Genomic DNA, 26,150 nt, shown 5'->3' on the forward strand with positions numbered 1-26,150 from the left:
CGCGTCCAACTGAAGGAGAATTCGATATGGCTACCAAGGCAGTCACTGACCTCAGCTTCAAGGCGGACGTGATCGACGCCGACAAGCCCGTGCTTGTCGATTTCTGGGCGGAATGGTGCGGCCCCTGCAAGATGATCGGACCGGCCCTGGAGGAAATCTCCGAGGAGTTGGCGGATAAGCTGACGATTGCCAAGATCAACATCGACGAAAATCCCGATGCGCCCGGTCAATATGGCGTCCGCGGCATTCCGACGATGATCCTGTTCAAGAATGGCGAAGCGGCCGCGACCAAGGTCGGCGCCGCGCCCAAGAGCGCGCTCAAGGGTTGGATCGAAAGCGTCCTCTAACCACGTTATCGCGCGCCCCTTCCTTGGTGGGAGAGGGCGCGCAATATGCTTTCACGCAAACAGCTTTTCCGCCGCAAGATTCCATAGCCGCGGCGAAGACGCGCCCAGCAGCCCCCGCCGCAGATCGCCCACGCGATAGGGCGACCCGTCCAGCCTCTGACAGCATCCGCCAGCCTCGTTCACGAACAGGGTTCCGGCCGCATGGTCCCAAGGCAGGGTGCGCGCGAATACCGACACGTCATTCTGTCCCAGGACCAGCCGGGGATATTGCTCGGCTGCGCAGCGGGGTATGTCCACCAGCGCGAAATTGCCCGCCGATCGCTGCTGAATGTCGGCCCGCTCCTCCGGCGTCATGAAGTAAACGGCCAGCGCCGCCACCGGCAGAGCGTCGCCGCTCTCACGCGCATGCACCTGCGCGCCGTCGATATGGCTGCCCGCTCCCAGGATGGCGTGACACAGCCTTCCGGTCAGCGGGTCCAATATCCACCCGGCCAGCGTCGTTCCCGCATCGGCAAGCGCGATCATGATGCCGAAAGGCGGGCGTCCGGCCGCGAAATTGCCGGTCCCGTCGATCGGGTCGATGATCCAGTTCAGCCCGTCGCCCGCCCGCTCCAGGATCGCCGCATCGGCCGCGCAGGCTTCTTCACCGATGATCCCTGCTTCCGGCAGGATGCGCCCAAGCCCTTCCGCCAGCCTGATCTCGCTTTCCTTGTCGGCGATGGTGACAAGGTCGTCGGCGGCCTTCTCGCTGATCTCCTCCGTCCGCAGATTCTGATAGCGCGGCATGACGATATCGCGCGCCACGTCACGCATCAGCGCGACGACGGGTTCGTGCAGCTCTATCGGCATCAGCTGCGGTAATCCGCATTGATCGAAATATATCCATGCGTTAGGTCGCAGGTCCACACCGTCGCCCGGCCATCCCCCAAGCCAAGGTCAACGCCGATCTGGATGTCCTGGCCCTTGAGGTGTGCGGCAACCGGCGCCTCGTCATAGCCCTCGACGGCCAGCCCGCCCGATGCCACCTGCGTCGCGCCGAAGCGGATGGACAGCCTGTCGCGGTCGGCCGGTTCGCCAGCCTTCCCCACCGCCATGACCACGCGGCCCCAATTGGCGTCCTCTCCCGCGATCGCCGTCTTGACCAGCGGAGAGTTGGCGATGGACAGGGCGATGCGGTGAGCGCTTGCATCGCTCTCCGCGCCTTCGACCGTGATCTCGATGAACTTCGAAGCGCCCTCGCCATCGCGCACGACAAGATGCGCCAGCTGGCGGCAAAGGTCGCTCAACGCCGCATGGAAGGCGTCCGCGCCCGGATCGTCCATGGAGGTGAGGGGGGCATTGCCTGCCCTGCCTGTGGCGAAGGCCAGCACCGTGTCGCTGGTGGACGTGTCGCTGTCCACCGTGATGCAGGAAAATGTGTGCCTGTTCGCCGCCGACAGCATCTGCTGCAACAGCTTCGGGTCGATCGCGGCATCGGTGAAGATATAGCCCAGCATCGTCGCCATGTCGGGCGCGATCATGCCCGAACCCTTGATGATCCCCACCAGTTCTACCCTGGTGCTGCCTATCATCGCGCTGACATGGGCGCCCTTGGCGAAGGTATCGGTCGTGCCGATCGTGTTCGCCGCATCCTCCCACCCGCAAGGTTCGGCGGAAAAGGCGGCCTCCAGCCCCGCTTCGGCCTTGTCCACCGGCAGCGGCACGCCGATCACGCCCGTGGAGGAAATGAAGATGTCCGATGGCAGGCAATGCAGATGATTGGCGGCCTTCGCTGCGATCGCTTCCACGGCCGCACGGCCCCGGTGCCCGGTGAAGGCGTTGGCGTTGCCTGCATTCACCACCAGCGCGCGCGCTGATCCCAGCGGTATGGCGTCGCGGCACCATTCGACTTCGGGCGAGGGGCATTTGCTCTGCGTCGTCACGCCCGCGATCACGGTTCCTTCCGAAAGCTCGACGAAGGTCAGATCGCAGCGATCCCAATTCTTGTAACGTGCGCGAGCAACGCGCGTCGTGACGCCCGCGATCGGCGGAAGATCGGGAAAAGCGGCGGGGGCGAGGGGAGAACGCTGAATCATGTCCGTCGATTAGCGCAATATGGCGGCCGGTCAATGATGGCGCCTTGCAGGCTCCGTCTGATTGACTAAAGCCCGCCTCCTCCCTAAATCGCGGCGCATGTCTGTGCGTGTCGCCTTAAGGGGTGCGCGTTTCCCTTTTGTCAGGATGTTGCATGTTCGGCGCACTCGCCAAATCCCTCCTCGGATCGTCCAATGACCGTTATGTGAAGTCGCTGGGCAAGATCGTCGAACGCATCGCTTCTTTCGAGCCCGCGATTTCGGCGATGAGCGATGACGAGCTTGCGGCGCAGACGGTGCGTTTCCGCGAGCGTCTGGCGCAGGGTGAAACGCTGGACGACCTGTTGCCCGAAGCTTTCGCCACTGTGCGCGAAGCGGCCAAGCGTACCCTCGGCCAGCGCCATTATGATGTGCAGATGGTCGGCGGCATCGTCCTCCATCGCGGCGAAATCGCCGAAATGCGCACGGGCGAGGGCAAGACGCTGGTCGCCACGCTCGCCACTTATCTCAACGCGCTTGAGGGGAAGGGCGTCCACGTCGTCACCGTAAACGACTATCTCGCCAGCCGCGACTGCGAGTGGATGGGGCAGGTCTATCGCTTCCTTGGGCTCACCACCGGCGTGATCGTCCCCAATCTGTCGGAAGATCAGCGCCGCGAGGCCTATAATGCCGACATCACCTACGCGACGAACAACGAACTCGGCTTCGACTATCTGCGCGACAATATGAAATATGACCGCGCTTCGATGGTGCAGCGGCCCTTCAACTTCGCCATCGTTGACGAAGTGGACTCGATCCTGATCGACGAAGCGCGCACGCCGCTGATCATCTCAGGTCCCACCGACGACAAGTCGGAACTTTATGTCGCCGTCGACGCCATCGTGAAGCGGCTCGATGATGCGGATTATGAAAAGGACGAGAAGCAGCGCACCGTCACCCTGACCGAGGACGGCACCGAAAAGATCGAGCGCATGCTGGAGGAAGCGGGCCTGCTGGAAGGCGCGAACCTCTATGATTTCGAAAACACCGCCGTCGTCCGTCATGTGAACCAGGCGCTGCGGGCGAACGTCATGTTCCGCCGCGACATCGACTATATCGTTAAGGACGGGAAGGTCATCATCATCGATGAGTTCACCGGCCGCATGATGGACGGCCGCCGCTGGTCCGATGGCCTGCACCAGGCGGTGGAAGCTAAGGAAGCGGTGAATATCGAGCCGGAAAACCAGACGCTCGCCTCCATCACTTTCCAGAATTATTTCCGCATGTATCCCAAGCTGGCGGGCATGACCGGCACGGCCGCGACCGAAGCGACCGAATTCTATGAAATCTACAAGATGAACGTCGTCACCATCCCGACCAACCGGCCGGTGCAGCGTGTTGATGAGGAAGACAGCTTCTACAAGAATCTGGAAGACAAGTTCCGCGGCATCGCCAGGACGATCAAGGTCCATGCGGAAAAGGGCCAGCCGGTGCTCGTCGGCACCGTTTCGATCGAAAAATCGGAAATGCTGTCCGAATTCCTGACGCAGGAAGGCGTGAAGCACGCCGTCCTCAACGCCCGCTTCCACGAAAGCGAAGCGCATATCGTCGCGCAGGCGGGCCGCAAGGGCGCTGTCACCATCGCGACCAACATGGCCGGGCGCGGCACCGACATCAAGCTGGGCGGCAACCTGGAATTCCGCGTGGAGGATGAACTGCGCGATATGCTCGAAGGGCCCGAACGCGAAGCCGCCATCGCCCGGATCGAGGCGGAGATTGAAGCGGAAAAGCAGGAAGTGCTCGCCGCGGGCGGCCTGTTCGTGCTTGGCACAGAGCGTCACGAAAGCCGCCGCATCGACAACCAGTTGCGCGGCCGTTCCGGGCGTCAGGGTGACCCTGGCCTGTCGCGCTTCTATCTCAGCCTTGACGATGACCTGATGCGCATCTTCGGACCGGACACGATGTTCGCCAAGATGATCCGCTCCAATCTGGAGGATGGCGAGGCGCTGCCTCCGTCCAAATGGCTCAGCAAGGCGATCGAGACCGCGCAGAAGAAGGTCGAGGCGCGCAACTACGACATCCGCAAGCAAGTCGTCGAATATGATGACGTGATGAATGATCAGCGCAAGGTCATCTACGAACAGCGCAGCGACATCATGGACGCCGACACGGTTGACGATGTCGTCACCGACATGCGCCGCGAAACCGTCAACGATCTGGTCGGCGCGTCCTGCCCGCCCGGCACTTACCCCGAACAATGGGACATGGATCGCCTGAAGGCGCGCACTTCCGAAATCGTTGGCCTTGAACCCGATTTCGACGCATGGCTGGCGGAAGACGCCGTCGATCCAGAGATGATCGAGGAGCGGCTGAACGCCCTTGCGGATGAAGCCGTGGCGGAGAAGGTCGGCCAGATCGATCCTGAAAACTGGCACATGATCGAAAAGTCGATTCTGCTCCAAAGCCTGGATCATCATTGGAAGGAGCATCTCTCCACCCTCGACGCGCTGCGTCAGGTCGTTCACCTCCGCGCCTATGCGCAGAAGACGCCGATCAACGAATATAAGCAGGAAGCCTTCGCCCTGTTCGAACGCATGCTGAGCAATATCCGTGAGGATGTGACCGGCTCCATCGCGCGGGTCCAGTTCCGCATGGAAGAACCGCTGCCGGAATTCGAACTGCCCGTCCTGCCCGACTTCATCACCACCCATATCGACCCCTTCTCCGGGGAAGATAACAGCGCCGATATCGATGCCGGGCAGCTTGGCGGCATCACCACGACCTTGCCGCGCCCGCCGATCGGCAATGCGGCTCCGGGCGAGTTTGCCAACCTCAACATCAGCCGGAATGCGCCCTGCCCCTGTGGATCAGGGCAGAAGTATAAGCATTGCCATGGCGCGCTGAGCTGATCATCCGGCATCATGAAAAAAAGGGCGCTGCAACGCCCCTTCAGCCCTTTCCCAACGATCTTGTAAAAGGGCGCCGGATCGCCAGCCGATGGTCCTAGCGGTTGCTGTTTCGCTCCGCTGCGTCGCCGTGCAGCTTCGCCCATAGCTGCGCTGTCCCGGCTTCCTGCGCCTTGTTCACATATTGCGCCGCGATCAGCCATCCTTTGATCGGCCGCAGCGGCAGGACCGTGGTCAGGATCAGCACCGGAATTCCAACGGCGATATGCACCCACAGCCCCGGCCGCGCCAGGATCTCCAGCATCACGATGAAGATGACGCCCGGCACGCAGGCGAACAGCTGAACGAACACCGCAGGGCCATCCGCCGGATCAGCGAAGGAATAGTCTAGGCCGCAGACCTCGCACCGGTCGCGGACGGTCAGGAAGCCGTGAAAGATATGCCCTGTCCCGCACCGGGGACAGCGTCCTAGCGCGCCGGTTTCAATGGCGGAACGCGGGCGCCACATCTCCTGGTCCTGCGGGGCAGACGCCTTTTCCTGTTCGTTCATGATCACCGGTCCTTATATGCAGACGGCCTATGTGATCATCGAAAAGCCAATTGCAATTGGGCGTTTCGTCCTATCTTCCCGATCCACTTCACAGTGCGGGACGGAGAGGAGGAAAACCGGCGTTGCCGTAGCGGCATTGCCGATCGCCTTCGACTTTGCTAAGGCGCTTTCCGATTTGATTGCCCGACAGCAAGCAGATCACGCCCCCGGCAGTCCCTTGCCCGGGGGCGTTTCCATTTGCTGGATCAGTGCGGCGTTTATTGCGGGCGAGGGCTCGCGGCGCGATTTTCGGGCGAGGTGAATTTTTCCATCGCATCGTGCAGCACCTGATCGGGCGCGGCAGCGGCCAGCGCCCGCACCTTGTACCGCAGCGCAAGTTCGCGATGTGCTGCAATCTCCGCTTCCGAAGCGCTCCGCGCCAATGCAGCATCGGCTTTCGCGGCTTCTTCCCGCGCGCGCCGGAACAGGTAACGCGCGTCTGTATCGGCTGACATCCCAACCTCCCATTTGGAGAGACTTCGATATAGCACGCTAATCCGCCACCAGCCTTAACTCAGTTTAACTGGTAATCAGACTTGGTGTGCGCGGCTCCATCCTGCGGGAAAGCAGCGGAAAAGGCGGTGTTTGGCGGATGGGGTGGGATTCGAACCCACGGAGGCTTGCACCTCGCCGGTTTTCAAGACCGGTGCCTTAAACCGCTCGGCCACCCATCCGCATAAGTTTTCAAGACCGGTGCCTTGACGTGGCCACCTGTCCGTTGCGCTGCTTCCTAGCGTACCCTGCGGCCAAGCCAAGCCTAAAATGCGGGCATCCCTTTTCCGCTTCGTGGAGCTTTGGACAGATTAGGGGATTTCATCACCCGCTGTCCCTGTGCCACAAACGGGGAAGGGAGATTCTTCAATGCGTTCCATCATTTTCCTGGCAATCCTCTGTCTTGGCGCCGTTCTTACCGGACCGCTGTTCGACGGATCGGCAAGAGCGCAGGAGAATGTCGCCTTCCGCAGCTATCTTGAATCGATCCGGCCAAAGGCGCGGGCGATGGGCATCAGGGATGCGACGCTGGATTCCGTATTCCCTACGCTGACCCCCAATCCGCGCGTGATCGAACTGGATCAGAACCAGCCGGGCGGCGGGGCTTATTCCCCTATCCCCAATTTCGAACCCTACCGGCAGAGGCATGTCGATGCCGCCCGCATCAGCCGGGGCCGTGTAGCCTATCAAGCCAATCGCGCCCGGCTCGCCCGGATCGAGGCGGAAACCGGCGTTCCCGAAGAGATAATGGTCGCCATCTACGGTCATGAAACCAACTATGGCTCCTATACCGGCGATTTCGACCTGATCCGGTCGCTGGCGACGCTGGCCTATGAAGGGCGGCGGCGAAGCCTGTTCGAACCGGAACTGCTGGCGACGCTCAAGATGCTCGACAGCGGCGTTCCGCGCAGCCGCCTCGTCGGAAGCTGGGCGGGGGCCACGGGATATCCGCAATTCCTGCCCAGCGTCTATCTGCGCCTGGGCAAGGATGGCGATGGAGACGGCCGCGTCGACATATGGAACAGCGAAGCCGACGCGCTGGCGTCCATCGCCAATTATTTTGTGAATGCCGGATGGCGGCGCGGCCAGCCCTGGGGCGTCGCCGTGTCGTTGCCCGGAGGGCTCGACCGGGCAAGCCTTGCCGCGCGGACCAGCCCGGCGCGCTGCCCCCGCGTCTTCAACCGGCACAGCCGCTGGCTCAGCATGGCCGAATGGCGGCGCCTGGGCGTTACCAGCATCGCGGGCAACTGGCCGCCAGACACGGTCATGGCCACCCTGCTGGAGCCCGATGGTCCGGGAAAGACCGCCTATCTGCTGACCAGCAACTACCGGGCGATACTTGATTATAATTGCTCCAATTTCTACGCTCTTTCCGTTGGGCTTCTGGCCGACGCCGTAAGGCAGTAGAGCGGTTCCTCAGGCCTCTTTCCCGCAGGCCCTTGTGAATGTTCCTGTCATGTCTAATGACTGGCGACCGGCATCCTCATCACCCGAATCCATCAGTGCGAAGGCAGTCCACATGAAAAAGTCCGTAGCCGCCATTCTCTTCATCGGGCTTCTGACACAGCCGCTCACGGCCGCCGCGCCGCCTTACACCAGCGAAGCGCCGATCGCTTATATGAAGGACCTCTCTTCGGGCGCGGTTCTGTATAACAAGGGCGGCAAGACGCGCATCCCTCCCGCCTCCATGGCGAAGATGATGACGGCCCACGTCGCCTTTCGCCTGATCCAGAAGGGCGACCTGAAGCTCGACACCATGTTCACGGTGCGTCCCGAAACCTGGCAGAAATGGCATGGCCCGGCGGCTGGCTCCACCATGTTCCTGTCGGCGGGGGAGCAGGTTTCGGTCGAAAATCTGCTCCATGGCATCGTCACCCTGTCGGGCAATGACGCCTGCGTCGTGCTGGCCGAAGGCATTGCCGGAACGGAGCAGGCCTTCGTCGCGCTGATGAACGAGGAGGCCAAGCGGCTTGACCTCGACAACAGCAATTTCGGCAACAGCAACGGCTGGCCTGACGAAGGCGTGACCTATGTCACCGCGGAGGATCTCGCCCGGCTGGCGGAAGCGACGATCGAGGAGACGCCCGATCTCTACAAGCGCTTCTACGCGACCCGCTCCTTCACCTGGGGCAAGACGATGGGCGGCGCGGATATCGAGCAGGGCAATCGCAATCCCATCCTCGGCCGCATTCCGGGCGCCGACGGGCTGAAGACCGGCCATACTTCGGAGGCAGGGTTCGGCTTCACCGGCTCGGCCGAACAGGGCGGCCGCCGCCTGGTGATGGTCGTCGCGGGCCTCCCCACCTTCAACAGCCGCATCGCGGAGTCGGTGCGTTTCATGGATTGGGGCTTCAAGGCGTGGAAGTCCCAGCCCCTGTTCAAGAAGGGGCAGACCGTCGAAACCGCTGAGGTTCAGCTTGGCAGCGCCACCAGCGTGCCGCTCGTCGCGCCGCAGGACATGGCGGTCACCCTGCCGCGCACGGCATCGGGCAATATCTCGGTCAAGGTGGCCTATACCGGCCCGATCAAGGCGCCCATCGCCAAGGGGCAGAGGATCGCGCAGCTGATCATCTCCACCCCCGACACGCCGCCGCAGATCCTGCCGCTGGAGGCTGGCGAAGCCGTGTCGGAGGCAGGCCTGTTCGGCCGCCTGTGGAACGGGTTGAAGTCCTTCTTCGGGTGACACGCGGCCGCTTCATCACCTTGGAAGGCGGGGAGGGCGCGGGCAAGTCGACCCAGTTGAAGGCGCTTGCCGCCGCCTTGCGGGGGCGCGGCCTGGACGTGGTCGAAACGCGCGAACCGGGCGGCAGCGAAGGGGCGGAGGCGATCCGCGCGCTGCTGCTCACCGGCGAGGCGGATCGCTGGAATCCCAGGGCGGAGGCTTTGCTGTTCGCCGCTGCCCGCTCCGACCATGTCGACAAGACGATCAGGCCCGCGCTGGAAAGAGGCGCATGGGTCCTTTCCGACCGCTTTCTCGACAGCAGCCGCGCCTATCAGGGCATGGGCGACCTTGGCGACGCCGACATATTGACGCTCCACCAGATCGGCAGCGGCGGTTTCGCGCCGGATCGCAGCTTTTTCCTGTTCCTGCCCGATGGGGAGGCCGAGCGGCGCGCCCATGATCGCGATGGCGGAGCGGCCGACCGCATCGGCGGCCGCGACCCTGCATTCCACCGGGCCGTCGCGGACCGCTTCGCCCGCATCGCCGCGCAGGAGCCTGATCGCGTCCGCTCCATCGACGCTTCCGGGGAGCGCGCCGAAGTCACCGCCCGGCTGATGGAAGCGCTGGATGACCTGCTGCCATGACGGCGCTTGTCGGCCATGACGCTCAGGCAGGAACATTGCTCGCCGCCGCGCGCGGCGATCGCATGCATCATGGCTGGATATTGGCCGGACCGCGCGGCATCGGGAAAGCGACGTTCGCGCGCGCCGCTGCCCTGCGGCTGCTGGCGGAAGCCGCCGGAAACCCGCTGGAGGGGCAGGGGCTTTCGGTCCCTCAGGACAATCCCACCCGCAGCCTGATCGCGGCCGATGCGCATCCCGACTATGCCGAGCTTTTCTGCCTGGAAAAGGAAAGCGGAACCGCGCGCAACATTTCCGTCGATCAGGTGCGCGGCCTGCACCGGCTGATTCAGTCGGCCCCCACTTTCTCCTCCCGCCGCGTGGTGGTGATCGACAGTGCCGACGATCTGGAGCGGGGCGCGGCCAATGCGCTGCTCAAGACGCTGGAGGAGCCGCCGCCGGGCATGCTGTTCCTGCTGGTCAGCCATGCGCCCGGAAGGCTGCTGCCGACGATCCGCTCCCGCTGCCGGACGCTGCGTTTCGATCCGCTGGACGATGATGCGGTGCGCACGGTGCTGCGGGCGCAGGACCCGCCGGTCGACCAACAGGAAATCGAAGCGCTGGTTCGCGCCGGAGAAGGCTCGCCGGGCAAGGCGCTGCGCTACGCCGGTCTTGATTTCGCCGAAATCGAACGCACGCTCGCGTCGATCGCCGCCGAGGGCGACCCCGGCAACCGCCAGCGCCTCATCCTCGCCAAAACCCTGTCGGCCAAGGCCGCCCGGCCGCGCTATGAGGCTTTCCTTGAGCGTGTTCCGTCCTTCATCGCGGACATGGCGCGGCGGCGCAGCGGCGCTGATCTGGGCAAGGCGATCGACCATTGGGAAGCCGCGCGTCAGCTGGCAAGCGGCGCCATCATCCTTTCGCTTGAGCCGGGATCGGTCGCGTTCGAACTTTCCGGCCATGTCGCGGCGCTCGCGGCCCGCCACGGTTGAAGGGCCGGTAAAAGCAGGCTTTGCCTAGCCCGGAACAGCCGCTAGGGAAGGGCTCATGTCGCGACCCTATACGATCACCACCGCCATCAGCTATCCCAACGGCCGTCCCCATATCGGCCATGCCTATGAAGTGATCGCGACCGACGCGATCGCCCGTTTTCAGCGGATGATGGGCCGCGACGTGTTCTTTCAGACGGGCACTGACGAACATGGGCTGAAAATGGCCCAGGCCGCCCGCGCGCGCGACATGGAACCACGCGATCTTGCCGACGAAATGTCGGGATATTTCAAGGAGATGAACGACAGGCTGAACATCAGTCATGATCGCTTCATCCGCACCAGCGAACCGGATCACCATCGTGCCAGCCAGGCGCTCTGGCAGGCGATGGAGGCTAATGGCGACCTCTATCTCGGCCGCTATGAAGGCTGGTATTCCGTCCGTGACGAAGCCTTTTACGACGAAAAGGAACTGGTGAGCGGAGAGGGCGATCAGAAGCTCTCTCCGCAGGGCACGCCGGTCGAATGGACGGTCGAGGAAAGCTGGTTCTTCCGCCTGTCCGCCTACCAGCAAAGGCTGCTGGACCTCTACAACAGCCAGCCGGACTTCATCCAGCCGGACAGCCGCCGAAACGAGATCATGCGCTTCGTCGAAGGCGGGCTCAGCGACCTCAGCATCTCGCGCACCAGCTTCGACTGGGGCGTGAAAGTGCCGGGCAGCGAAGGCCATGTCATGTATGTGTGGGTCGACGCGCTGACCAATTACCTGACCGGCTGCGGCTATCCCGATGATGCCGGACGCATGGCGCGCTACTGGTCCGAAGGCGGCGATATCACGCATGTCATCGGCAAGGATATCGTGCGTTTTCATGCGGTTTACTGGCCAGCCTTCCTTATGAGTGCGAAGTTGCCGCTCCCGCGCCGGATCTTCGGCCATGGCTTCCTTCTCAATCGGGGAGAGAAGATGTCGAAGTCTGTCGGCAATGTCGCCGATCCGATGGAATTGGCCGATCGCTTCGGAGTGGACCAGCTACGCTATTTCCTGCTGTCCGAAGTCACTTTCGGCAATGACGGCAGCTATAGCGCCGAAGCGATCGTGGCCCGGTCCAACAGCGATCTTGCCAATAGTTTCGGCAACCTCGCCCAGCGGACCCTGAGCTTCATCGCCAAGAATCTGGACGGCCGCCTGCCGCAGCCCAAGCCGCAGGATGCCGGCACGGAGTTGCTCGTTACGGTTCGGCAAGCTGCCACGGCGTTCCAACAGGCCATGTCCGATCTCGCGCCCTCGGTAGCGATCGAGGCCTGGATGCGCGCCGTGTTCGCCTGCAACGCCTATATTGACGCGCAGGCCCCATGGGCGCTTCGCAAGACCGATCCCGCACGGATGGAAGCAGTGCTGGCGACGCTCTACGATGCGATCGCCAGCCTCGCCATCATGATCCAGCCGGTCATCCCCGCCAGCGCCACGGCGCTGCTCGACCAGATGGGCGTGGCCGCCGCCCGGCGCGGCTATGACGTCATCGGGACTGATTGGTACACGCAGTTGCGCGGCAGCGGCTTTGCGCTCAGCGCGCCCAAACCTCTATTCCCTCGCCTGGAACTTGCGGAAGCGGACGCCTGAACGATGCTGATCGACAGTCATTGCCATTTGAATTACAAGGGCTTGATCGAAGATCAGCATAATGTGCTTGAACGCGCTCGCGCCGCGGGCGTAGACCTGATGCTCAACATCGCCACGCGTGAAAGCGAGTGGGATAATGTGCTCGGCACGGCTTTGCGGGAACCCGACGTGTGGGCGACCGTGGGCATTCATCCGCATGAAGCCGATGAGCATCCGCATATCGACACGGCCAAGCTGATCGATCGCGCCGCCCATCCGCGTGTCGTGGGGATCGGCGAAACCGGGCTCGATTATTATTACGACCATAGCGACCGCGATCGGCAGCGGCGCAGCTTCCGCTCGCACATCGCGGCGGCGCGCGAAACCGGCCTCCCGCTGATCGTCCATACCCGCGATGCAGAGGAAGACACGCTCGCCATATTGCGCGACGAAATGGGGCAGGGGGCCTATGGCGGCGTCATCCATTGCTTCACCGCCAGCGGCGCGTTCGCCGATGCCGCCCTCGATCTGGGCCTCTATATCAGCATTTCAGGCATAGTGACGTTCAAGAGCGCGAAGGACTTGCAGGAAACCGCCGCTCGCCTGCCGCTGGACCGGCTGCTGATCGAAACGGACTCGCCCTTCCTCGCCCCGGTCCCGCATCGCGGCAAGCCGTGCGAGCCTGCCTATGTCGCTGATACGGCCCGCTTTCTGGCCACTCTGCGCGGCGAGGATGTGGAGCAACTGGCGCAGGCCACTTCGGACAATTTCCGCGCCCTGTTCAGCAAGATCAATGGGTTCAGCAAGATCAATGGGCCTGCCTGATCGATGGGGCTGAAGGTCACCATATTGGGCTGCGGCACATCGTCGGGCGTGCCCCGGATCGGCAATGATTGGGGAAGCTGCGACCCGCAAGAACCGAAGAACCGCCGCACCCGCGTCTCCATCCTGGTCGAAAGCCCGTCCACCCGCCTGCTGGTCGACACCTCGCCCGACATGCGGGCGCAATTGCTGGCCGCCGACGTGATTCAGATCGACGCGATCCTGTGGACCCATGATCATGCCGATCATTGCCACGGCATCGATGACGTGCGTCAGCTTTACCATCACCGGCGCAGCCCCGTGCCCGGCTATGCCCGCCGCCAGACGCTCAAACTGCTGGCGGAGCGCTTCGCCTACGCATTCGAAGGGCGGCAGGGCTATCATGCGACGATAGAGCCGCATGTCCTGCCCGATGGGTTGCGGATCGGCGACATCGACATCGCCTGCACAGATCAGCCCCATGGCGAGATCTACTCGACCGGCTTTCGCTTCACCCATGGCGGCCGCTCGGTCGGCTATGCGACGGATTTCCACGCGCTCACGCCGGAAATGATCGCCTTATATGACGGCCTTGACCTCTGGGTGGTGGACGCCCTGCGCGAAAAGCCGCATCCCACTCATCCGCATCTGGCGCTGACGCTTGACGCCATAGCGGCGTTGAGTCCGGCGCGATCGCTGCTTACCCATATGGATCAGAGCATGGACTATGCCACGCTCCGCCGCTCGCTTCCCGCTGGCGTGGAGCCGGCCTATGACGGCATGGTGATAGAGCTGGACGAAGCGAGGCGGCAGGGCTGATGGACATGAGCGGCGATCAGGCGATGTCCAGCCTCTGGTATGTGCTGGCGCTCGTTCTGGTCGGCTCGGCCCTTCTGGCGCGGCGCTTGCCCATGGCCGGGCTTCTGCGCATGGCCATGTTCTGGGCCGTCATCTTCGCCGTGCTGCTCCTGCTGTTCAAGCTGGGCGAACGCAGCGGCCTCTTCTCTCAAACGGCGAGGGAAGGGGGGCCGGTTCCCGCTGCTTCGGATCAGGCCGTTCCCACGTCTCCGCCAGCGACGCGTGCGGAAGGGCGGACGCTGCGGGTTCCCATGGCGCCCGATGGCCATTTCTGGGTGGAAGCCACCGTCAACGGCACGCCTGCGCGCTTCCTGATCGACAGCGGCGCGAGCGTCACCGCCTTGTCCGTCTCCTCCGCCCGTGCCGCCGGCCTGAACTTCGACCTGAATGCGCCGGGCGTATCCATGATCACCGCCAATGGCCGGATCGCGGCCCAGCGCGCCTCCGTCTCGACCCTCGCCATCGGTCCGATCCGCGCCAGCGATCTCGACATCGTCGTGTCGCCCGCCTTTGGCGAGGTGAATGTGATCGGCATGAACCTGCTCTCGCGCCTTAAAAGCTGGGGCGTGCAGGATGGCGAAATGGTGCTGACGCCATGACGGCGCCGCTCGCCCACCGGCCGCCGACCCAGCGGGAACGGTTGAAGGCGATCATCGGCGGGTCGGCGGGCAATCTGGTTGAATGGTATGACTGGTACGCTTACGCTGCCTTCACCCTTTATTTCGCGCCGCATTTCTTCCCCAGCAATGATCGCACCGCCCAGTTGCTTGGCGCGGCGGGCATTTTCGCGGTCGGCTTCCTGATGCGGCCGATCGGGGCATGGATGATGGGCGTCTATGCGGACCGGCATGGCCGCAAGAGCGGGCTCACCCTGTCCGTCGCGCTGATGTGCGCGGGGTCGCTGCTGATCGCGGTCACGCCGGGCTATCCGGTCATCGGCGTTGCAGCGCCTCTGCTGCTGGTGCTCGCCCGCCTGATGCAGGGTCTGTCGATCGGCGGAGAATATGGAGCAAGCGCCACCTATCTGTCGGAAATGGCGGGACGGCAGAGGCGGGGGTTCTTCTCCAGCTTTCAATATGTTACGCTGATCGCTGGCCAGCTTGTGGCAATTTGCGTCCTGCTGGTCCTGCAAGCCTTGCTCAGCGAGGCTCAATTGGAATCCTGGGGATGGCGCATCCCGTTCCTGATCGGCGGAGCGCTGGCGGTCGTCGTCTTCTGGCTGCGGCGGGGGCTTGCCGAAACGCAAAGCTATGCCGTCGCACGCGCGGCGGAAGCGCCCAAGTCCGGCTTCGTGGAACTGGTCACCAGGCATCCGCGTGAGACGCTGACGGTGATGCTGCTGACTGCAGGCGGCACCATCGCTTTCTATGCCTATTCCATCTACATGCAGAAATTCCTGGTCAATACCAGCGGCCTCAGCCGTGAAGTCTCTTCGCAAATCAATGGTATAACCCTGTTCTTTTTCATGCTTTTGCAACCGGTTGCAGGCATGCTGTCCGACCGGATCGGACGAAAGCCGCTGATGATCGGGTTCGGCATAGCGGGCGTGCTGTTCACCTATCCGATCTTTGCGACCCTGGCCGTAACCCGCGATCCGCTGGTCGCCGGAATGCTCGTGATGGCCGGGCTGGTCATCGTCACAGGCTATACGTCGATCAACGCGGTCGTGAAGGCGGAGCTGTTTCCGGCGCATATCCGCGCGCTGGGCGTGGCGCTACCTTATGCCCTGGCCAACACGATCTTCGGCGGCACGGCGGAATTCGTCGCGCTTTATTTTAAGCAGCTCGGCATCGAGCAGGCATTCTACATCTACGTGACGGTGATGATCGCCATTTCGCTGCTCGTCTATATCCGCATGCGGGATACGCAAAAGCACAGCCGCATCCTGGAAGACTGATGTTGGATTTAACATAATATATATTATCGGCTTAGTGATATCCGGAAGGGTGGCCATTCCCCCGGTGCAAATCTACTCTTTCCCGACCAGACATTTTCCCAGGATTGCCCATGTCTTCCAATGCCCATCCAAGTCCCGCCGACATCATGCCGCTCGCCAAAGTGATGGCGCGCCTCCGCGACCCGGACACGGGTTGCCCATGGGACATAGAGCAGGATTTCTCCACCATCGCGCCCTATACGATCGAGGAAGCCTATGAGGTCGCCGACGCCATCGAGCGCGACGACATGGCGGCGCTGCGCGACGAACTCGGCGACCTTCTGCTCCAGGTCGTGTTCCACAGCCGCATCGCCGAACAAGCCGGCTATTTCACTCTTCAGGATGTGATCGACGGCATCACCGAAAAGATGATCCGCCGCCATCCCCATATTTTCGGCGATGGCGTGGCCCGCGAAGACGGTCATGGCCGCTGGGAAGACATAAAGGCCGCCGAACGTGCCGGGAAGGACGCTGACCAGAGCGCTCTCGCCGGTGTCGCCAAGGCCCTGCCAGCCCTGTTGCGCGCCGAAAAGATTCAGAAGCGCGCTGCCCGGACCGGCTTTGACTGGCCTGACATTCAGGGCGTCGTCGCCAAGATCGAGGAAGAACTGCAAGAGGTTCATGAGGCCGCTTCTCCTGATGAGCATCATGAGGAAATCGGCGACCTGCTTTTCTCCGTGGTCAACCTCGCGCGCCATTGGAAGGTTGACGCCGAAGCCGCCCTGCGCACCGCAACCGCCAAGTTCGAGAAGCGGTTCCGAACCATGGAAGATATCGCCGGAGAGGCATTTCCCGGCCTGTCGCTGGAGGATAAGGAAGCCTTGTGGAAACAGGCCAAACGGCGGCAGACCCCGGACTAAGCCTCGTCCCCGTCCTCGGCCTTCGGCCCGCCGCGCTTAAGAAACCGTGCGAGGGCGGAGTCGGAGAGGCGCACATCCACCAGCATCTCCCCCTGCTCGGCCGTGCTTCCGATCACTTCGCCATGCTCATGCAACCACGCCAGCGCTGCGCCGTCGGACAGCGGTACATGCAAGCGATGCACTTGCGCGCCAGCCGTCAGCCTTTTGCTGATCGCCCGTTGCAGGTCGTCGACGCCCTGCCCGGTGATCGCTGACAGGATCACCACATCATCCCGGCGCGCCGCCAGTTCGCGCAGATGGTCCGCAGCCTCCTCATCCAGCAGGTCGAGCTTGTTCCACGCCTCGATGATCGGAGGTGGTTCGTCCCCCTCGCCGCCTTCCAGAGCGCCCTCGCCCGCCACGCCCAGCTCGCTCAGCACGTCCATCACATCATCCCGCTGCGCCTCGCTATCGGGATGCGCGATATCGCGGACATGGATGATGAGGTCGGCCGAAAGCACTTCCTCCAGCGTCGCGCGGAAAGCCGCGATCAGCTGCGTAGGCAGGTCCGAAACGAAGCCCACCGTGTCGGACAGGATCGCCTTGTCCAGGCCCGGCAGGGCGATCTGCCTCATGGTCGGGTCCAGCGTGGCGAACAGCAGGTCTTCCGCCATGACGTCAGCGCCGGTCAGCCGGTTGAACAGCGTGGACTTGCCCGCATTGGTATAGCCGACCAGCGCGATGACCGGCCAGGGCGCGCGCTGCCGCCGGGCGCGGTGAAGGCTGCGCGTGCGCGTGACCTGATCCAGTTCGCGGCGGATCTTCGCCATGCGGTCGCGGATCATCCGCCGGTCGGCCTCGATCTGGGTTTCGCCGGGACCGCCCAGAAAGCCGAAGCCGCCCCGCTGCCGTTCCAGGTGGGTCCAGCTGCGCACCAGCCGCCCGGCCTGATAGTCGAGATGGGCCAGCTCCACCTGCAACCGCCCCTCGTTCGTCGCGGCCCGCTCGCCAAAAATCTCCAGGATCAGGCCGGTGCGATCGATCACCTTGGTGGAGGTCGCCTTCTCCAGATTACTCTGCTGCACGGGGCTCAAAGCATTATCGACGACGACCAGTTCAGCATCCTCGGCTTCGGCCAATGCCGCGATCTGCTCGACCTGTCCGCTGCCGAACAGCGTCGCAGGCTTGCGGTCGCGAACGCGAAAGGCCTGCGCCGCACGCACATCGATGCCGATGGCGAGCGCCAGCCCCCTCGCCTCCTCCAGCCGCGCATCGCTGTCGCGCCTTTCCGCGCCATGGGTTTCCGCGCGCACGACGATCGCCCGCGCGCCGCGCGTTACCTCATCTTCCGAATCGCGATTGAAGACAGCCATGACCGCTTAACGCCTCAGCCGCCCATGCGCTTCACCGGATGGCGGCGGAAAGCGGCAAAAGCTCAATCCTCGTCCTCGCCCTCACCGCTCAGGTCGAGCGCATGCAGAGGCTGAACCGTCGAAATGGCGTGCTTGTAGACCAGCTGCACCATCCCGTCCCGCTCCAGCAGCATGCAGAACAGGTCGAACGCGGCGATCTCACCCTGCAACATCACGCCGTTGACCAGGAACATGGTGACCGGGCTGCCCGACTTGCGCACCGCGTTGAGGAAGATTTCCTGCAACAGCTTGCCCCTGCCGTTCCCGTCGCCAATCTTGCGCAGATCGGTCAGGTCCATAGGCTGAGCGGGCATGACGGTGGAGATGGCATGCTTGTAGACCAGCTGCGACTGCCCGTCGCGGCGCAGTAGCACGGAAAAATTGTCAAACCAGGTGATGATGCCCTGTAACTTCACGCCCTTGACCAGGAACATGGTCACAGGGGTCTTGGTCTTGCGCAGGTTGTTCAGGAAAATGTCCTGAAGATTGTTCATCTTATCGGCCATGGTGATCACCAGTCCTTATTGGCGGGACGTTACCCGCTCTCGCACCCCTAGGCAGGGTGTCTTGCCTGCTCCCGCCAGCCGGAAGCGAATGGAACCTACCGCAATTGCGAAGGGGCGTCCATGCCCCTCATGTGCAATCGCCTGTTCGTCTTGGTCAACTGTCCTTGCCGTCCGTGATGCCCAGCAGCTTGAGCTTCCGGTGAAGCGCCGACCGCTCCATTCCAATGAACGTGGCCGTGCGCGAGATGTTTCCTGAAAAACGCCGTATCTGGATGCGCAGATATTCCCGTTCGAAACTTTCGCGCGCCTCGCGCAGGGGCGCGCCCATGATGGCGGACTGGCCAATCCCCTCGCCGCCGCCATTGCTGGTCAGCTCGCCCGGCAGCATGTCCAGTTCGATGCGGCCGATCCGCTCGCCCGGCGCCAGGATCATGGTGCGCTCGATGACGTTGCGAAGCTGGCGGACGTTGCCGGGCCACTCGTTCGCCTGCAAAGCCGCCATGGCGTCACTGGCGATCTCTGGCGAAGGAACCCGGCGGTCGGCGGCAAAGCGCGCGAGATAATGTTCGACCAGCGGCGGAATGTCGTCCCGCCGCTCGGCGAGCGAGGGAATGACCAGCGGCACGACATTGAGCCGGTAGAACAAATCCTCGCGGAAGCGCCGCTCCTCAATCTCCACCGTCAGGTCGCGGGCGGTGGAGGAGATCACCCGCACGTCCACCTTCACCTGCCGCTGCCCGCCGACGCGCGTAAAGCTCTGGTCCGTCAGCACCCGCAGGATTTTGCCCTGGGTGGTCAGCGGCATGTCCGCGATCTCGTCCAGATAGAGCGTGCCGCCATGCGCCTGCTCCAGATAGCCCGGCCGCACCAGTCCGCTTGGGTCCTCGACGCCGAACAGTTCCTCCTCCACGCGATCGGGGTCCATGCGCGCGGCGGCGACGATGATGAAGGGCGCATCGGCCCGCCCGCTCCAGCTATGGAGCATGCGCGCCGCCACTTCCTTGCCCACCCCCGCGGGACCGGAGATGAGCACGCGGCTGCCCGTGCCCGCGACCTTCTTGATCGTCGCGCGGACCGCGTTGATCGCCGCCGATGTGCCGGTCAGTTCGTCATCCTGGCCGAAGCGCGCGCGCAGCACCTGATTTTCGCGCCGCAGCCGCTCGGTTTCCGTCGCGCGCGAGACCAGATGGAGCAAGCGGTCCGCCTCGAACGGCTTTTCGATGAAATCCGCCGCGCCCTTGCGGATCGCCGCCACCGCCGTATCGATATTGCCGTGCCCGGAGATCATCAGCACGGGGATGGTAGGGTCGCGCCGCTTGATTTCGTCGAGCAGTTCCAGCCCGTCCAGCTTCGACCCCTGCAACCACACGTCCAGCAGCACCAGCGATGGGCGGCGCGCGTCCAGCGCCTCGATCGCGCTGTCGCTGTTGGCCGCGGTGCGGGTGGTAAAACCCTCATCCTCCAGCACCCCCGCGACCAGATCGCGAATGTCTTCCTCGTCATCGACTACCAGAATATCAAGCGCCATTGGCTGTCACTTTTCCCTTGGGCAAGGTCAGGACCTGCCCTTCTTCCAATTTTTCGAGAGCGCCCATGGGGAAACGAAGGCTGACGCAAGTGCCGCCACCTTCCACATCCTCCAGGCGGATTTCACCCATATGTTCCTCGACGATCTTCTTGACGATCGCCAGGCCCAGACCCGTGCCCTTCGTGCGCGTGGTCATATAGGGTTCCAGCACGCGCTCCCGTTCCGGCGGCAATCCTATGCCATCGTCGCGCACCTCGATCAGCAGATTGGCGTCCTGCCGCCGCATCGTCATGCGGACATGCCCGCGCGCCTCGCCGGGCGCGGGATCGGGCTTGGGCTCGATCGCCTCGACGGCATTCTTGACGATGTTGGTCAGCGCCTGCCCCAGCTGACGCCGGTCGCACACCAATTCCATATCGGGTTCGTCGGCATGGAATTCAAAGCGGATGTCCGGGTGCGCCACTTCATGCAGGAACAGCGCATGACGGGCGATATCGCCCACAGCCTCGCGCCGGAACACGGGCTTGGGCATCCGGGCGAAGGAGGAAAATTCATCCACGATGCGCCGCAAATCGCCGACCTGACGCACGATCGTCCCGGTCAGCCGGGCGAAGGTGCTCTTGTCGCTGGTGACCTCATCGGCATAGCGGCGCTGCAATCGCTCGGCGGCAAGCTGGATCGGCGTCAGCGGGTTCTTGATCTCATGGGCGATCCGCCGCGCGACGTCCGACCAGGCGGCGCGCCGCTGGTCCGAAAGCTGCTGCGTGATGTCGTCGAAGGTCAGGATGTGGCGGGACGCATCCTCTGACACCTTGACGGCAAGGGTCCGCACTTCCCCGTGGGCCCGCGTCTGGACGATTCCGGCATCTTCTTCGGAATCGATCAGCGCCGCGAGTTCGGGCGACACGTCGCTCAGCGGTTGGCCCACCGGATCGTCCCCATCCTTGACCAGAATGGCCGCCGCAGAACTGTTGAGGAGCAGGATGATGCCATCGCGATCGACCGACAGGACGCCCGCCGACACGCCTGACAGGATCGCCTCGATAAAGGCGCGGCGCTCGTCAAGCTGGCTGTTGGCGGCCACCAGCGCGCCGGTCTGCGCCTCCAGCCGCTGCGTCATGCGGTTGAACGCCGACGCCAGCGTGCCGATCTCGTCCCGCGACTGCGGGCTGGTGACGCGCGCGGACAGGTCTCCCGCCGTGATGCGCCGGGCCGCCGTCACCAGTTCGTTCACCGGCCGCACCATCCAGTCGGCGACCGTCAGCGCGATATAGACCGCGATGCCAACCAGCAGCAGCGATCCAACGAACAAGGCGACGTTGAAGCGCAACTGCAAGGCGCGCGATTGCGCCGCGAATATGTCATAGTCGGACAGGACCTTCTGCGCCCGCTCGACATTGCTGAACGCCGTGGAGCCGGAGTCGCGGGTCGCGTAGAGATAGATTTTCGCGCCCGGATACAGCAGCGTCACCGCCTCGATCTGCGTGGGCTTGGCCGCTACGACCACATTCTCCCCCGCGTTCAGCCGCCGGATGACCTCTTGCGAGAGCATTTCGGACGCGGGGCGGCTGTCGGGATCGACCGTCGCCGCCGTGCGCGCCACGCCGTCCTTGCCCACCTCGATAATGGCGGAGCGGTTGAGCTTCCGCGTAACGACCTGATAGATATAGCCCTCGGCAAAGCGCGGGCTCGATACCTTGGATTGGGACAGATAATCGCGCAGGTCGCTGGCCATGGTGACGGTCTCGTCGCCGACCTCGCGCAGATTCTGTTCATAATAGCCGCGCGCCAGATCGCTCGCATTCTGCAACATGGTCCGCGCGCTGTCGGAAAACCAGAATTGCACGCCATATTGGAACAGCAGCGACGCGAAGATCACGACCAGCAGCATCGGCACGCTGGCGACCAGCGAGAATATGGCGACCAGCCGCACATGCAATTGCCCGTCGCTGCCGATCGCTGATTGAGCGGCGCGGCGGCGGGCGACGCGCCGCCCCAGCAGCACCAGCAGCGCGATCGCCGGGACCAGGTTGCACACCAGCAGCAGCGCGACGATGGGCGGCGTCAGCAGCGTGTAGGATTGCCCCTGCCCCGACAGCAGGAAATAGGTAAGCCCGGCGGTTCCCAGGAACAGCAGCAGCGTCGCCGCTTCCACCAGGGAAGCAAGCCGCCGCCGCAAGAAGGGCGGGACGATCTTCTTCCATGTCCGGCCCCGGCGGGGCAGAGTCACTGCGCCTTCCATAGTTGCTTTGTTACAACAATGCAGTGCTCGATCAAACACAGTAATCGTACCGGCCTGTCCTCCTGCCGGACAAGGCGTGCGCTTCGCCTCGCCGCCATCATTCCGCCACGCGCAGTTGCAGCGGGTCGAGCCCATAGTCGGTCAGCTTCTTGCGAAGCGTGTTCCGGTTGATGCCCAGCAGGCCCGCGGCGCGGATCTGATTGCCGTCCACGCTCGCCAGCGTTTCCTGAAGCAGGATCGGCTCGACCAGGGCGAGAAGGTCGTCGTGCAGCGCTCTGTTGGGCTGGCCGATGCCGATCCCAAGCTGCCGCTTTGCCCATTCGCGCACGGCCTGGCCAAGCTGGTCGGCGGGCGCGGCATGATCGGCGGGCACCATGTCCAGCGGCAGGCTGTTTCGCAATACATCCGCCGCGATCACATTCTCGCGGCTCAGCACCGCAAGCCGCTGCATCAGATTCTGCAATTCCCTGACATTGCCGGGCCAGTGATAGGCCATCAGCAATTGCGCGGCGTCGTCCGACAGCGCCTTTCGCGGCAAGCCTTCCAGCGCCGCGCGGTCAAGGAAATGACGGGCCAGCAGGATGACGTCCTCCCGCCGCTCGCGCAGCGCTGGGAGCGCGATCGGAACGACGTTGAGGCGGTAATACAGGTCCTGCCGGAACCTGTTCTCCTCGATCAGCTTGGGCAGGTCCTTGTTGGTGGCAGCGATGATGCGGACGTTGACCCGCACCGGCTTCGATCCGCCGACAGTCGTAACCTCACCCGATTGCAGCACACGCAGCAGCCGCGTCTGCGCCTCCATCGGCATGTCGCCAATCTCGTCCAGGAACAGCGTGCCGCCCTGCGCCTGCTCGAACTTGCCCGCGGTGCGCGCCTGCGCTCCGGTGAAGGCGCCCTTTTCATAACCAAATAGTTCTGCTTCGATCAACTCACGGGGAATGGCCGCCATGTTGATCGCGACAAAGGGCTTGGTCCGCCGCTGGCCCAGGCTATGAATGGCCTCCGCGACCAGTTCCTTGCCTGTCCCCGATTCCCCCAGCACCAATATACTTAAGTCATTAGAAAGGACCCGCGCGATGGTGCGATAGACCTCCTGCATCGCCGGTGATCGCCCCACCAGAGGCAGTCCGTCATGCGGCAATCCGGTCGCGCCATCCTCACCCTCCTGCGCCTTGCCCGTGCCCAGCGCATCCCCGACCGCCCGCGCCAGTTCGTTCAGGTCGAACGGCTTTGGAAGATATTCGAACGCCCCCTTCTCCGTCGCGCGGATCGCCGTGTTCAGCGTATTCTGGGCGGACAGCACGATGACGCTAAGGTCGGGCTTGCGCTCCAATATCTCGGCAACCCCGTCCAGCCCGTCGCCATCGGGCAGCATGACGTCCGTGATCAGAACGTCGGGCGCGAAGCTTTCCAGCAGCGCCCCGCGCTCCTTGATGGAGGAAGCCGTCTTGACCTTATGCCCCTGCCGCCGCAGCGCCTCACCCACGACGACGCAGATCGCCGGATCATCGTCCACCACCAAAATGGCGCCCGTCGCGCTCATCATCCCATCCCCATCGGCAGCAGGATGCGGAAGGTGGATTCGCCCGCTTCCTGATCCCGCGAATATTGAACGAAACCATTCATGTCCCGCACCAGCTTGTCGACCAGCGCCAGGCCCAGGCCCTGGCCGTCGCGCTTGCCTGTGATGAACGGGTTGAACAGGTGATCAAGGATATGGTCCGGCACGCCCGGTCCATTGTCGATGATCAATATCTCGATGGGCAGGACGGCGCTCCCCTTGCCCTCCCCCATCACTACCGACACGCCATGCCGGAAAGCCGTTTCGACCCGGATGCACCCATCGTCGACATGCTCCAGGGCCTCCGCCGCATTCTTGATGAGGTTGATCATCACCTGAACCAGCGCGTCATCATTGATGATGGCGAACGGCAATGACGGGTCATAACGTCTTATGATCTTGACGTCCTTGGCAAAGCCCGCCGCCGCTATATTGGCGGCGCGATCGATCAGCGGATAGATGTTCCCCGGCCTGCATTCCAGCGTCCGGTCCGTCGTGAAATCCTGCATCCGGTCGATCAGCGCGGCGATACGGTCGACCTCATTGCAGATCAGTTGGGTCAATGTCGTGTCATGGCCATTATTGCCCGACTCCAGCAACTGCGCCGCGCCGCGTATGCCGGACAGGGGGTTCTTGATCTCATGAGCAAGAATGGCCGCCGCGCCGATCGCCGACCGTGCGCCGCCGGTCGTGCCGCGATGCCCGATCTTGCGCGCCTGGCTTTGGGCATGGATGGAAACGATGCGCCATCCCTCATGGTCGATGATCGGCGCGATCATCAGGTCGACCTCCATTTCGGCGGTCCGCCCGGCATGAACCTTGATGTCATAGGCGGCGATCGGCTTGTTGCTGTGCCATATGTCGAAACGCGCGCCCGCTTCGGCCATCCTGATGGTGCGCGTGACGTCGCTGCCAACGATCGCGGACCGCGCCATGTTGAGCAGCGTTTCGGCACGTACATTGGCGTCGGCAATGCGGTTGTCCGGGCCGACCACCAGCGTCGCCACCGGAAGCGCAGTCATCAGTTCCGACAAAGACGGCCCATCGGACTGGGCGCGAAAGGATGGCGTGGCAGTTGACGCCACCGTCATGCCGCCTTGCGCGTTTCCGCCGGGCCTTCCTGTTCGATCAGCGGTTCATAGAAACGGGCGAGCATCTCCAGCACCACTTTGCCGTCCGGCTCCTGATTGACGGCGTTGCGGAACTCCGCCGATCCCGGCAAGCCCTTGGTGTACCAGCCGATATGCTTCCGGGCCATGTTCACGCCGGTCATGCCATCATAATGGTCGAGCATCGCGCGATAATGTTCCGTAATCACGCCATATTGCTCAGCCAGCGAAGGATCGCCAAGCTTCTGCCCTGTGCGGAACCACTGCATCACCTGACCGATCAACCAGGGGCGTCCATATGCCCCGCGCCCGATCATCACGCCATCCGCGCCGCTCTGCTCCAACGCGGTTTCGGCATCCTCTATCGAGCAGATGTCGCCATTGACGATGACCGGCAGGCTGACCGCTTCCTTGACGCTACGGACGAAAGCCCAATCGGCGCTGCCCTTGTACATCTGGCAGCGGGTCCGGCCGTGCACGGTGATCATCTTCGCGCCCAGATCTTCGGCGATGCGCGCCAGTTCCGGGGCGTTCAGGCTGGCATGGTCCCAGCCCATTCGCATCTTGACCGTGACCGGCACGTCAACGGCCTCAACCGTTGCCTTGATCAAGGCCGCAGCCAGGGGAAGGTCGCGCATCAATGCGCTGCCCGCGTCGCCATTCACGACTTTCTTCACCGGACAGCCCATGTTGATATCGATGATCGCCGCGCCACGATCGGCGTTCAGCTTGGCCGCCTCCGCCATTTCGGTCGGAGAGCATCCGGCAAGCTGCATCGAAACCGGTTCTTCCACCGGATGCCAGGCCGCCTTTTGCAGCGACTGACGCGTTTCCCGGATCATGGCGGCGGTCGCGATCATCTCCGTCACGTTGAGGCCTGAGCCATAGCGGCGCACGAGCGTACGGAACGGCATGTCGGTGACGCCGGTCATGGGGGCCAGTATCACTGGCATGTCGATCGTCACGGGACCGACCTTGATCGGGGAAAGTCTGCGCATCACCACATCTGCCTAAAAAACAGGCAGGCCTTAGCGGAAAAGCGCACCGGCGGCAAGCAAGCTGGGTCTGGCGGACCGCCCGCCCCTCCGCTACAGGCCGCGCC

The 26,150-nt window shown here is 63.4% G+C and carries 23 protein-coding genes and 1 tRNA gene; 12 read left to right on the plus strand and 12 right to left on the minus strand.

Translation table 11 applies throughout. The features are described from left to right. Positions 1–26 precede the first annotated feature (26 nt). Positions 27–347, plus strand: a complete 321-nt coding sequence (trxA, locus tag ET21_RS0125180) for a thioredoxin TrxA (RefSeq protein ID WP_021236605.1) — start codon at positions 27–29, stop codon at positions 345–347. Positions 348–398: 51 nt separating this feature from the next. On the opposite strand, the gene ET21_RS0125185 is transcribed toward trxA, so the two are convergent. Further along, positions 399–1,196, minus strand: a complete 798-nt coding sequence (locus tag ET21_RS0125185; RefSeq protein WP_030541835.1) for an inositol monophosphatase family protein — start codon at positions 1,194–1,196, stop codon at positions 399–401. Continuing rightward, the gene (gene argJ / locus ET21_RS0125190; protein WP_030541836.1) at positions 1,196–2,422 is read right to left on the minus strand and encodes a bifunctional glutamate N-acetyltransferase/amino-acid acetyltransferase ArgJ; all 1,227 of its coding nucleotides are present in this window, start codon (positions 2,420–2,422) and stop codon (positions 1,196–1,198) included. The genes ET21_RS0125185 and argJ overlap by 1 nt, the downstream gene beginning before the upstream one ends. Positions 2,423–2,574: 152 nt before the next feature. Here argJ and secA point away from each other — a divergent pair, with 152 nt between their 5' ends. Next, a complete protein-coding gene (gene secA / locus ET21_RS0125195; RefSeq protein ID WP_030541837.1) occupies positions 2,575–5,307 on the plus strand; it encodes a preprotein translocase subunit SecA in 2,733 nt (910 codons plus the stop codon). Positions 5,308–5,401: 94 nt separating this feature from the next. On the opposite strand, the gene ET21_RS0125200 is transcribed toward secA, so the two are convergent. From ET21_RS0125200 to ET21_RS0125210, 3 genes are all read right to left on the minus strand, one after another. Then, the gene (locus ET21_RS0125200) at positions 5,402–5,854 is read right to left on the minus strand and encodes a DUF983 domain-containing protein (protein ID WP_030541838.1); all 453 of its coding nucleotides are present in this window, start codon (positions 5,852–5,854) and stop codon (positions 5,402–5,404) included. 257 nt (positions 5,855–6,111) lie between these two features. Continuing rightward, positions 6,112–6,348, minus strand: a complete 237-nt coding sequence (locus ET21_RS0125205) for a hypothetical protein (protein ID WP_037471864.1) — start codon at positions 6,346–6,348, stop codon at positions 6,112–6,114. A 131-nt stretch (positions 6,349–6,479) separates the two neighbouring features. Continuing rightward, a tRNA-Ser gene (locus ET21_RS0125210) sits at positions 6,480–6,567 on the minus strand. A gap of 187 nt (positions 6,568–6,754) precedes the next feature. Between ET21_RS0125210 and ET21_RS0125215 the strand changes: the two genes are divergently transcribed. From ET21_RS0125215 to mazG, 10 genes are all read left to right on the plus strand, one after another. Beyond that, entirely contained in the window at positions 6,755–7,792 is a 1,038-nt protein-coding gene (locus ET21_RS0125215) for a lytic transglycosylase domain-containing protein (RefSeq protein WP_030541840.1), read from the plus strand. Positions 7,793–7,904: 112 nt separating this feature from the next. After that, entirely contained in the window at positions 7,905–9,068 is a 1,164-nt protein-coding gene (locus ET21_RS0125220) for a D-alanyl-D-alanine carboxypeptidase family protein (RefSeq protein ID WP_021236619.1), read from the plus strand. Next, positions 9,065–9,691: a dTMP kinase gene (gene tmk / locus ET21_RS0125225; RefSeq protein WP_021236620.1), complete on the plus strand. Its 627-nt coding sequence runs from the start codon at positions 9,065–9,067 to the stop codon at positions 9,689–9,691. Before ET21_RS0125220 ends, tmk begins: the two co-directional genes overlap by 4 nt. After that, entirely contained in the window at positions 9,688–10,659 is a 972-nt protein-coding gene (locus tag ET21_RS0125230; RefSeq protein WP_030541841.1) for an AAA family ATPase, read from the plus strand. The genes tmk and ET21_RS0125230 overlap by 4 nt, the downstream gene beginning before the upstream one ends. Before the next feature lie 55 nt (positions 10,660–10,714). Beyond that, a complete protein-coding gene (gene metG / locus ET21_RS0125235; RefSeq protein ID WP_030541842.1) occupies positions 10,715–12,277 on the plus strand; it encodes a methionine--tRNA ligase in 1,563 nt (520 codons plus the stop codon). Positions 12,278–12,280: 3 nt separating this feature from the next. Beyond that, entirely contained in the window at positions 12,281–13,081 is an 801-nt protein-coding gene (locus ET21_RS0125240; RefSeq protein ID WP_030541843.1) for a TatD family hydrolase, read from the plus strand. A 3-nt stretch (positions 13,082–13,084) separates the two neighbouring features. Then, complete coding sequence (locus tag ET21_RS0125245; RefSeq protein WP_021236624.1) at positions 13,085–13,876, plus strand: MBL fold metallo-hydrolase; 792 nt, start codon at positions 13,085–13,087, stop codon at positions 13,874–13,876. Positions 13,877–13,881: 5 nt separating this feature from the next. Continuing rightward, positions 13,882–14,514 carry a TIGR02281 family clan AA aspartic protease gene (locus ET21_RS0125250; protein ID WP_030541844.1) on the plus strand — a complete coding sequence of 211 codons (633 nt, stop codon included), beginning with the start codon at positions 13,882–13,884 and terminating at the stop codon, positions 14,512–14,514. Then, on the plus strand, positions 14,511–15,812 hold the full coding sequence (locus tag ET21_RS0125255; protein ID WP_030541845.1) for an MFS transporter: 1,302 nt from the start codon (positions 14,511–14,513) through the stop codon (positions 15,810–15,812). Before ET21_RS0125250 ends, ET21_RS0125255 begins: the two co-directional genes overlap by 4 nt. 110 nt (positions 15,813–15,922) lie before the next feature. Continuing rightward, on the plus strand, positions 15,923–16,711 hold the full coding sequence (gene mazG, locus ET21_RS0125260) for a nucleoside triphosphate pyrophosphohydrolase (protein ID WP_030541846.1): 789 nt from the start codon (positions 15,923–15,925) through the stop codon (positions 16,709–16,711). On the opposite strand, the gene hflX is transcribed toward mazG, so the two are convergent. The 7 genes from hflX to dusB all read right to left on the minus strand — a co-directional run bounded on the left by hflX (position 16,708) and on the right by dusB (position 26,046). Then, on the minus strand, positions 16,708–18,063 hold the full coding sequence (gene hflX / locus ET21_RS0125265) for a GTPase HflX (RefSeq protein WP_030541847.1): 1,356 nt from the start codon (positions 18,061–18,063) through the stop codon (positions 16,708–16,710). The genes mazG and hflX overlap by 4 nt on opposite strands. A gap of 62 nt (positions 18,064–18,125) precedes the next feature. Next, complete coding sequence (gene hfq, locus ET21_RS0125270) at positions 18,126–18,608, minus strand: RNA chaperone Hfq (RefSeq protein ID WP_030541848.1); 483 nt, start codon at positions 18,606–18,608, stop codon at positions 18,126–18,128. A 154-nt stretch (positions 18,609–18,762) separates the two neighbouring features. Further along, positions 18,763–20,136 carry a sigma-54 dependent transcriptional regulator gene (locus ET21_RS0125275; protein WP_030541849.1) on the minus strand — a complete coding sequence of 458 codons (1,374 nt, stop codon included), beginning with the start codon at positions 20,134–20,136 and terminating at the stop codon, positions 18,763–18,765. Next, positions 20,126–22,378: a HAMP domain-containing histidine kinase gene (locus ET21_RS0125280; protein WP_030541850.1), complete on the minus strand. Its 2,253-nt coding sequence runs from the start codon at positions 22,376–22,378 to the stop codon at positions 20,126–20,128. Before ET21_RS0125280 ends, ET21_RS0125275 begins: the two co-directional genes overlap by 11 nt. 97 nt (positions 22,379–22,475) lie before the next feature. Continuing rightward, a complete protein-coding gene (gene ntrC / locus ET21_RS0125285; protein ID WP_021236632.1) occupies positions 22,476–23,921 on the minus strand; it encodes a nitrogen regulation protein NR(I) in 1,446 nt (481 codons plus the stop codon). After that, positions 23,921–25,030 (minus strand): nitrogen regulation protein NR(II), encoded by a 1,110-nt coding sequence (locus tag ET21_RS0125290; protein ID WP_030541851.1) that lies wholly within the window; start codon positions 25,028–25,030, stop codon positions 23,921–23,923. Before ET21_RS0125290 ends, ntrC begins: the two co-directional genes overlap by 1 nt. Continuing rightward, positions 25,027–26,046 (minus strand): tRNA dihydrouridine synthase DusB, encoded by a 1,020-nt coding sequence (dusB, locus tag ET21_RS0125295; RefSeq protein ID WP_030541852.1) that lies wholly within the window; start codon positions 26,044–26,046, stop codon positions 25,027–25,029. Before dusB ends, ET21_RS0125290 begins: the two co-directional genes overlap by 4 nt. Positions 26,047–26,150: the final 104 nt, after the last annotated feature.

It is taken from the genome of Sphingobium sp. DC-2 (assembly GCF_000722555.1).
Taxonomy (GTDB): Bacteria; Pseudomonadota; Alphaproteobacteria; order Sphingomonadales; family Sphingomonadaceae; genus Sphingobium; species Sphingobium quisquiliarum.

Bases quoted from the DNA above. Each gene is read 5' to 3' on its own strand.
- ET21_RS0125255 (WP_030541845.1), top strand. From the start codon at position 14,511: ATGACGGCGCCGCTCGCCCACCGGCCGCCGACCCAGCGGGAACGGTTG.
- argJ (WP_030541836.1), bottom strand. From the start codon at position 2,422: ATGATTCAGCGTTCTCCCCTCGCCCCCGCCGCTTTTCCCGATCTTCCG.
- ET21_RS0125250 (WP_030541844.1), top strand. From the start codon at position 13,882: ATGAGCGGCGATCAGGCGATGTCCAGCCTCTGGTATGTGCTGGCGCTC.
- dusB (WP_030541852.1), bottom strand. From the start codon at position 26,046: ATGCGCAGACTTTCCCCGATCAAGGTCGGTCCCGTGACGATCGACATG.
- hfq (WP_030541848.1), bottom strand. From the start codon at position 18,608: ATGGCCGATAAGATGAACAATCTTCAGGACATTTTCCTGAACAACCTG.
- secA (WP_030541837.1), top strand. From the start codon at position 2,575: ATGTTCGGCGCACTCGCCAAATCCCTCCTCGGATCGTCCAATGACCGT.
- hflX (WP_030541847.1), bottom strand. From the start codon at position 18,063: ATGGCTGTCTTCAATCGCGATTCGGAAGATGAGGTAACGCGCGGCGCG.
- metG (WP_030541842.1), top strand. From the start codon at position 10,715: ATGTCGCGACCCTATACGATCACCACCGCCATCAGCTATCCCAACGGC.
- ET21_RS0125200 (WP_030541838.1), bottom strand. From the start codon at position 5,854: ATGAACGAACAGGAAAAGGCGTCTGCCCCGCAGGACCAGGAGATGTGG.
- ET21_RS0125205 (WP_037471864.1), bottom strand. From the start codon at position 6,348: ATGTCAGCCGATACAGACGCGCGTTACCTGTTCCGGCGCGCGCGGGAA.
- ET21_RS0125245 (WP_021236624.1), top strand. From the start codon at position 13,085: ATGGGGCTGAAGGTCACCATATTGGGCTGCGGCACATCGTCGGGCGTG.
- ET21_RS0125240 (WP_030541843.1), top strand. From the start codon at position 12,281: ATGCTGATCGACAGTCATTGCCATTTGAATTACAAGGGCTTGATCGAA.
- ET21_RS0125220 (WP_021236619.1), top strand. From the start codon at position 7,905: ATGAAAAAGTCCGTAGCCGCCATTCTCTTCATCGGGCTTCTGACACAG.
- ET21_RS0125275 (WP_030541849.1), bottom strand. From the start codon at position 20,136: ATGGCGCTTGATATTCTGGTAGTCGATGACGAGGAAGACATTCGCGAT.
- ET21_RS0125230 (WP_030541841.1), top strand. From the start codon at position 9,688: ATGACGGCGCTTGTCGGCCATGACGCTCAGGCAGGAACATTGCTCGCC.
- ET21_RS0125280 (WP_030541850.1), bottom strand. From the start codon at position 22,378: ATGGAAGGCGCAGTGACTCTGCCCCGCCGGGGCCGGACATGGAAGAAG.
- ET21_RS0125215 (WP_030541840.1), top strand. From the start codon at position 6,755: ATGCGTTCCATCATTTTCCTGGCAATCCTCTGTCTTGGCGCCGTTCTT.
- ET21_RS0125185 (WP_030541835.1), bottom strand. From the start codon at position 1,196: ATGCCGATAGAGCTGCACGAACCCGTCGTCGCGCTGATGCGTGACGTG.
- ET21_RS0125290 (WP_030541851.1), bottom strand. From the start codon at position 25,030: ATGACGGTGGCGTCAACTGCCACGCCATCCTTTCGCGCCCAGTCCGAT.
- ntrC (WP_021236632.1), bottom strand. From the start codon at position 23,921: ATGAGCGCGACGGGCGCCATTTTGGTGGTGGACGATGATCCGGCGATC.
- mazG (WP_030541846.1), top strand. From the start codon at position 15,923: ATGTCTTCCAATGCCCATCCAAGTCCCGCCGACATCATGCCGCTCGCC.
- trxA (WP_021236605.1), top strand. From the start codon at position 27: ATGGCTACCAAGGCAGTCACTGACCTCAGCTTCAAGGCGGACGTGATC.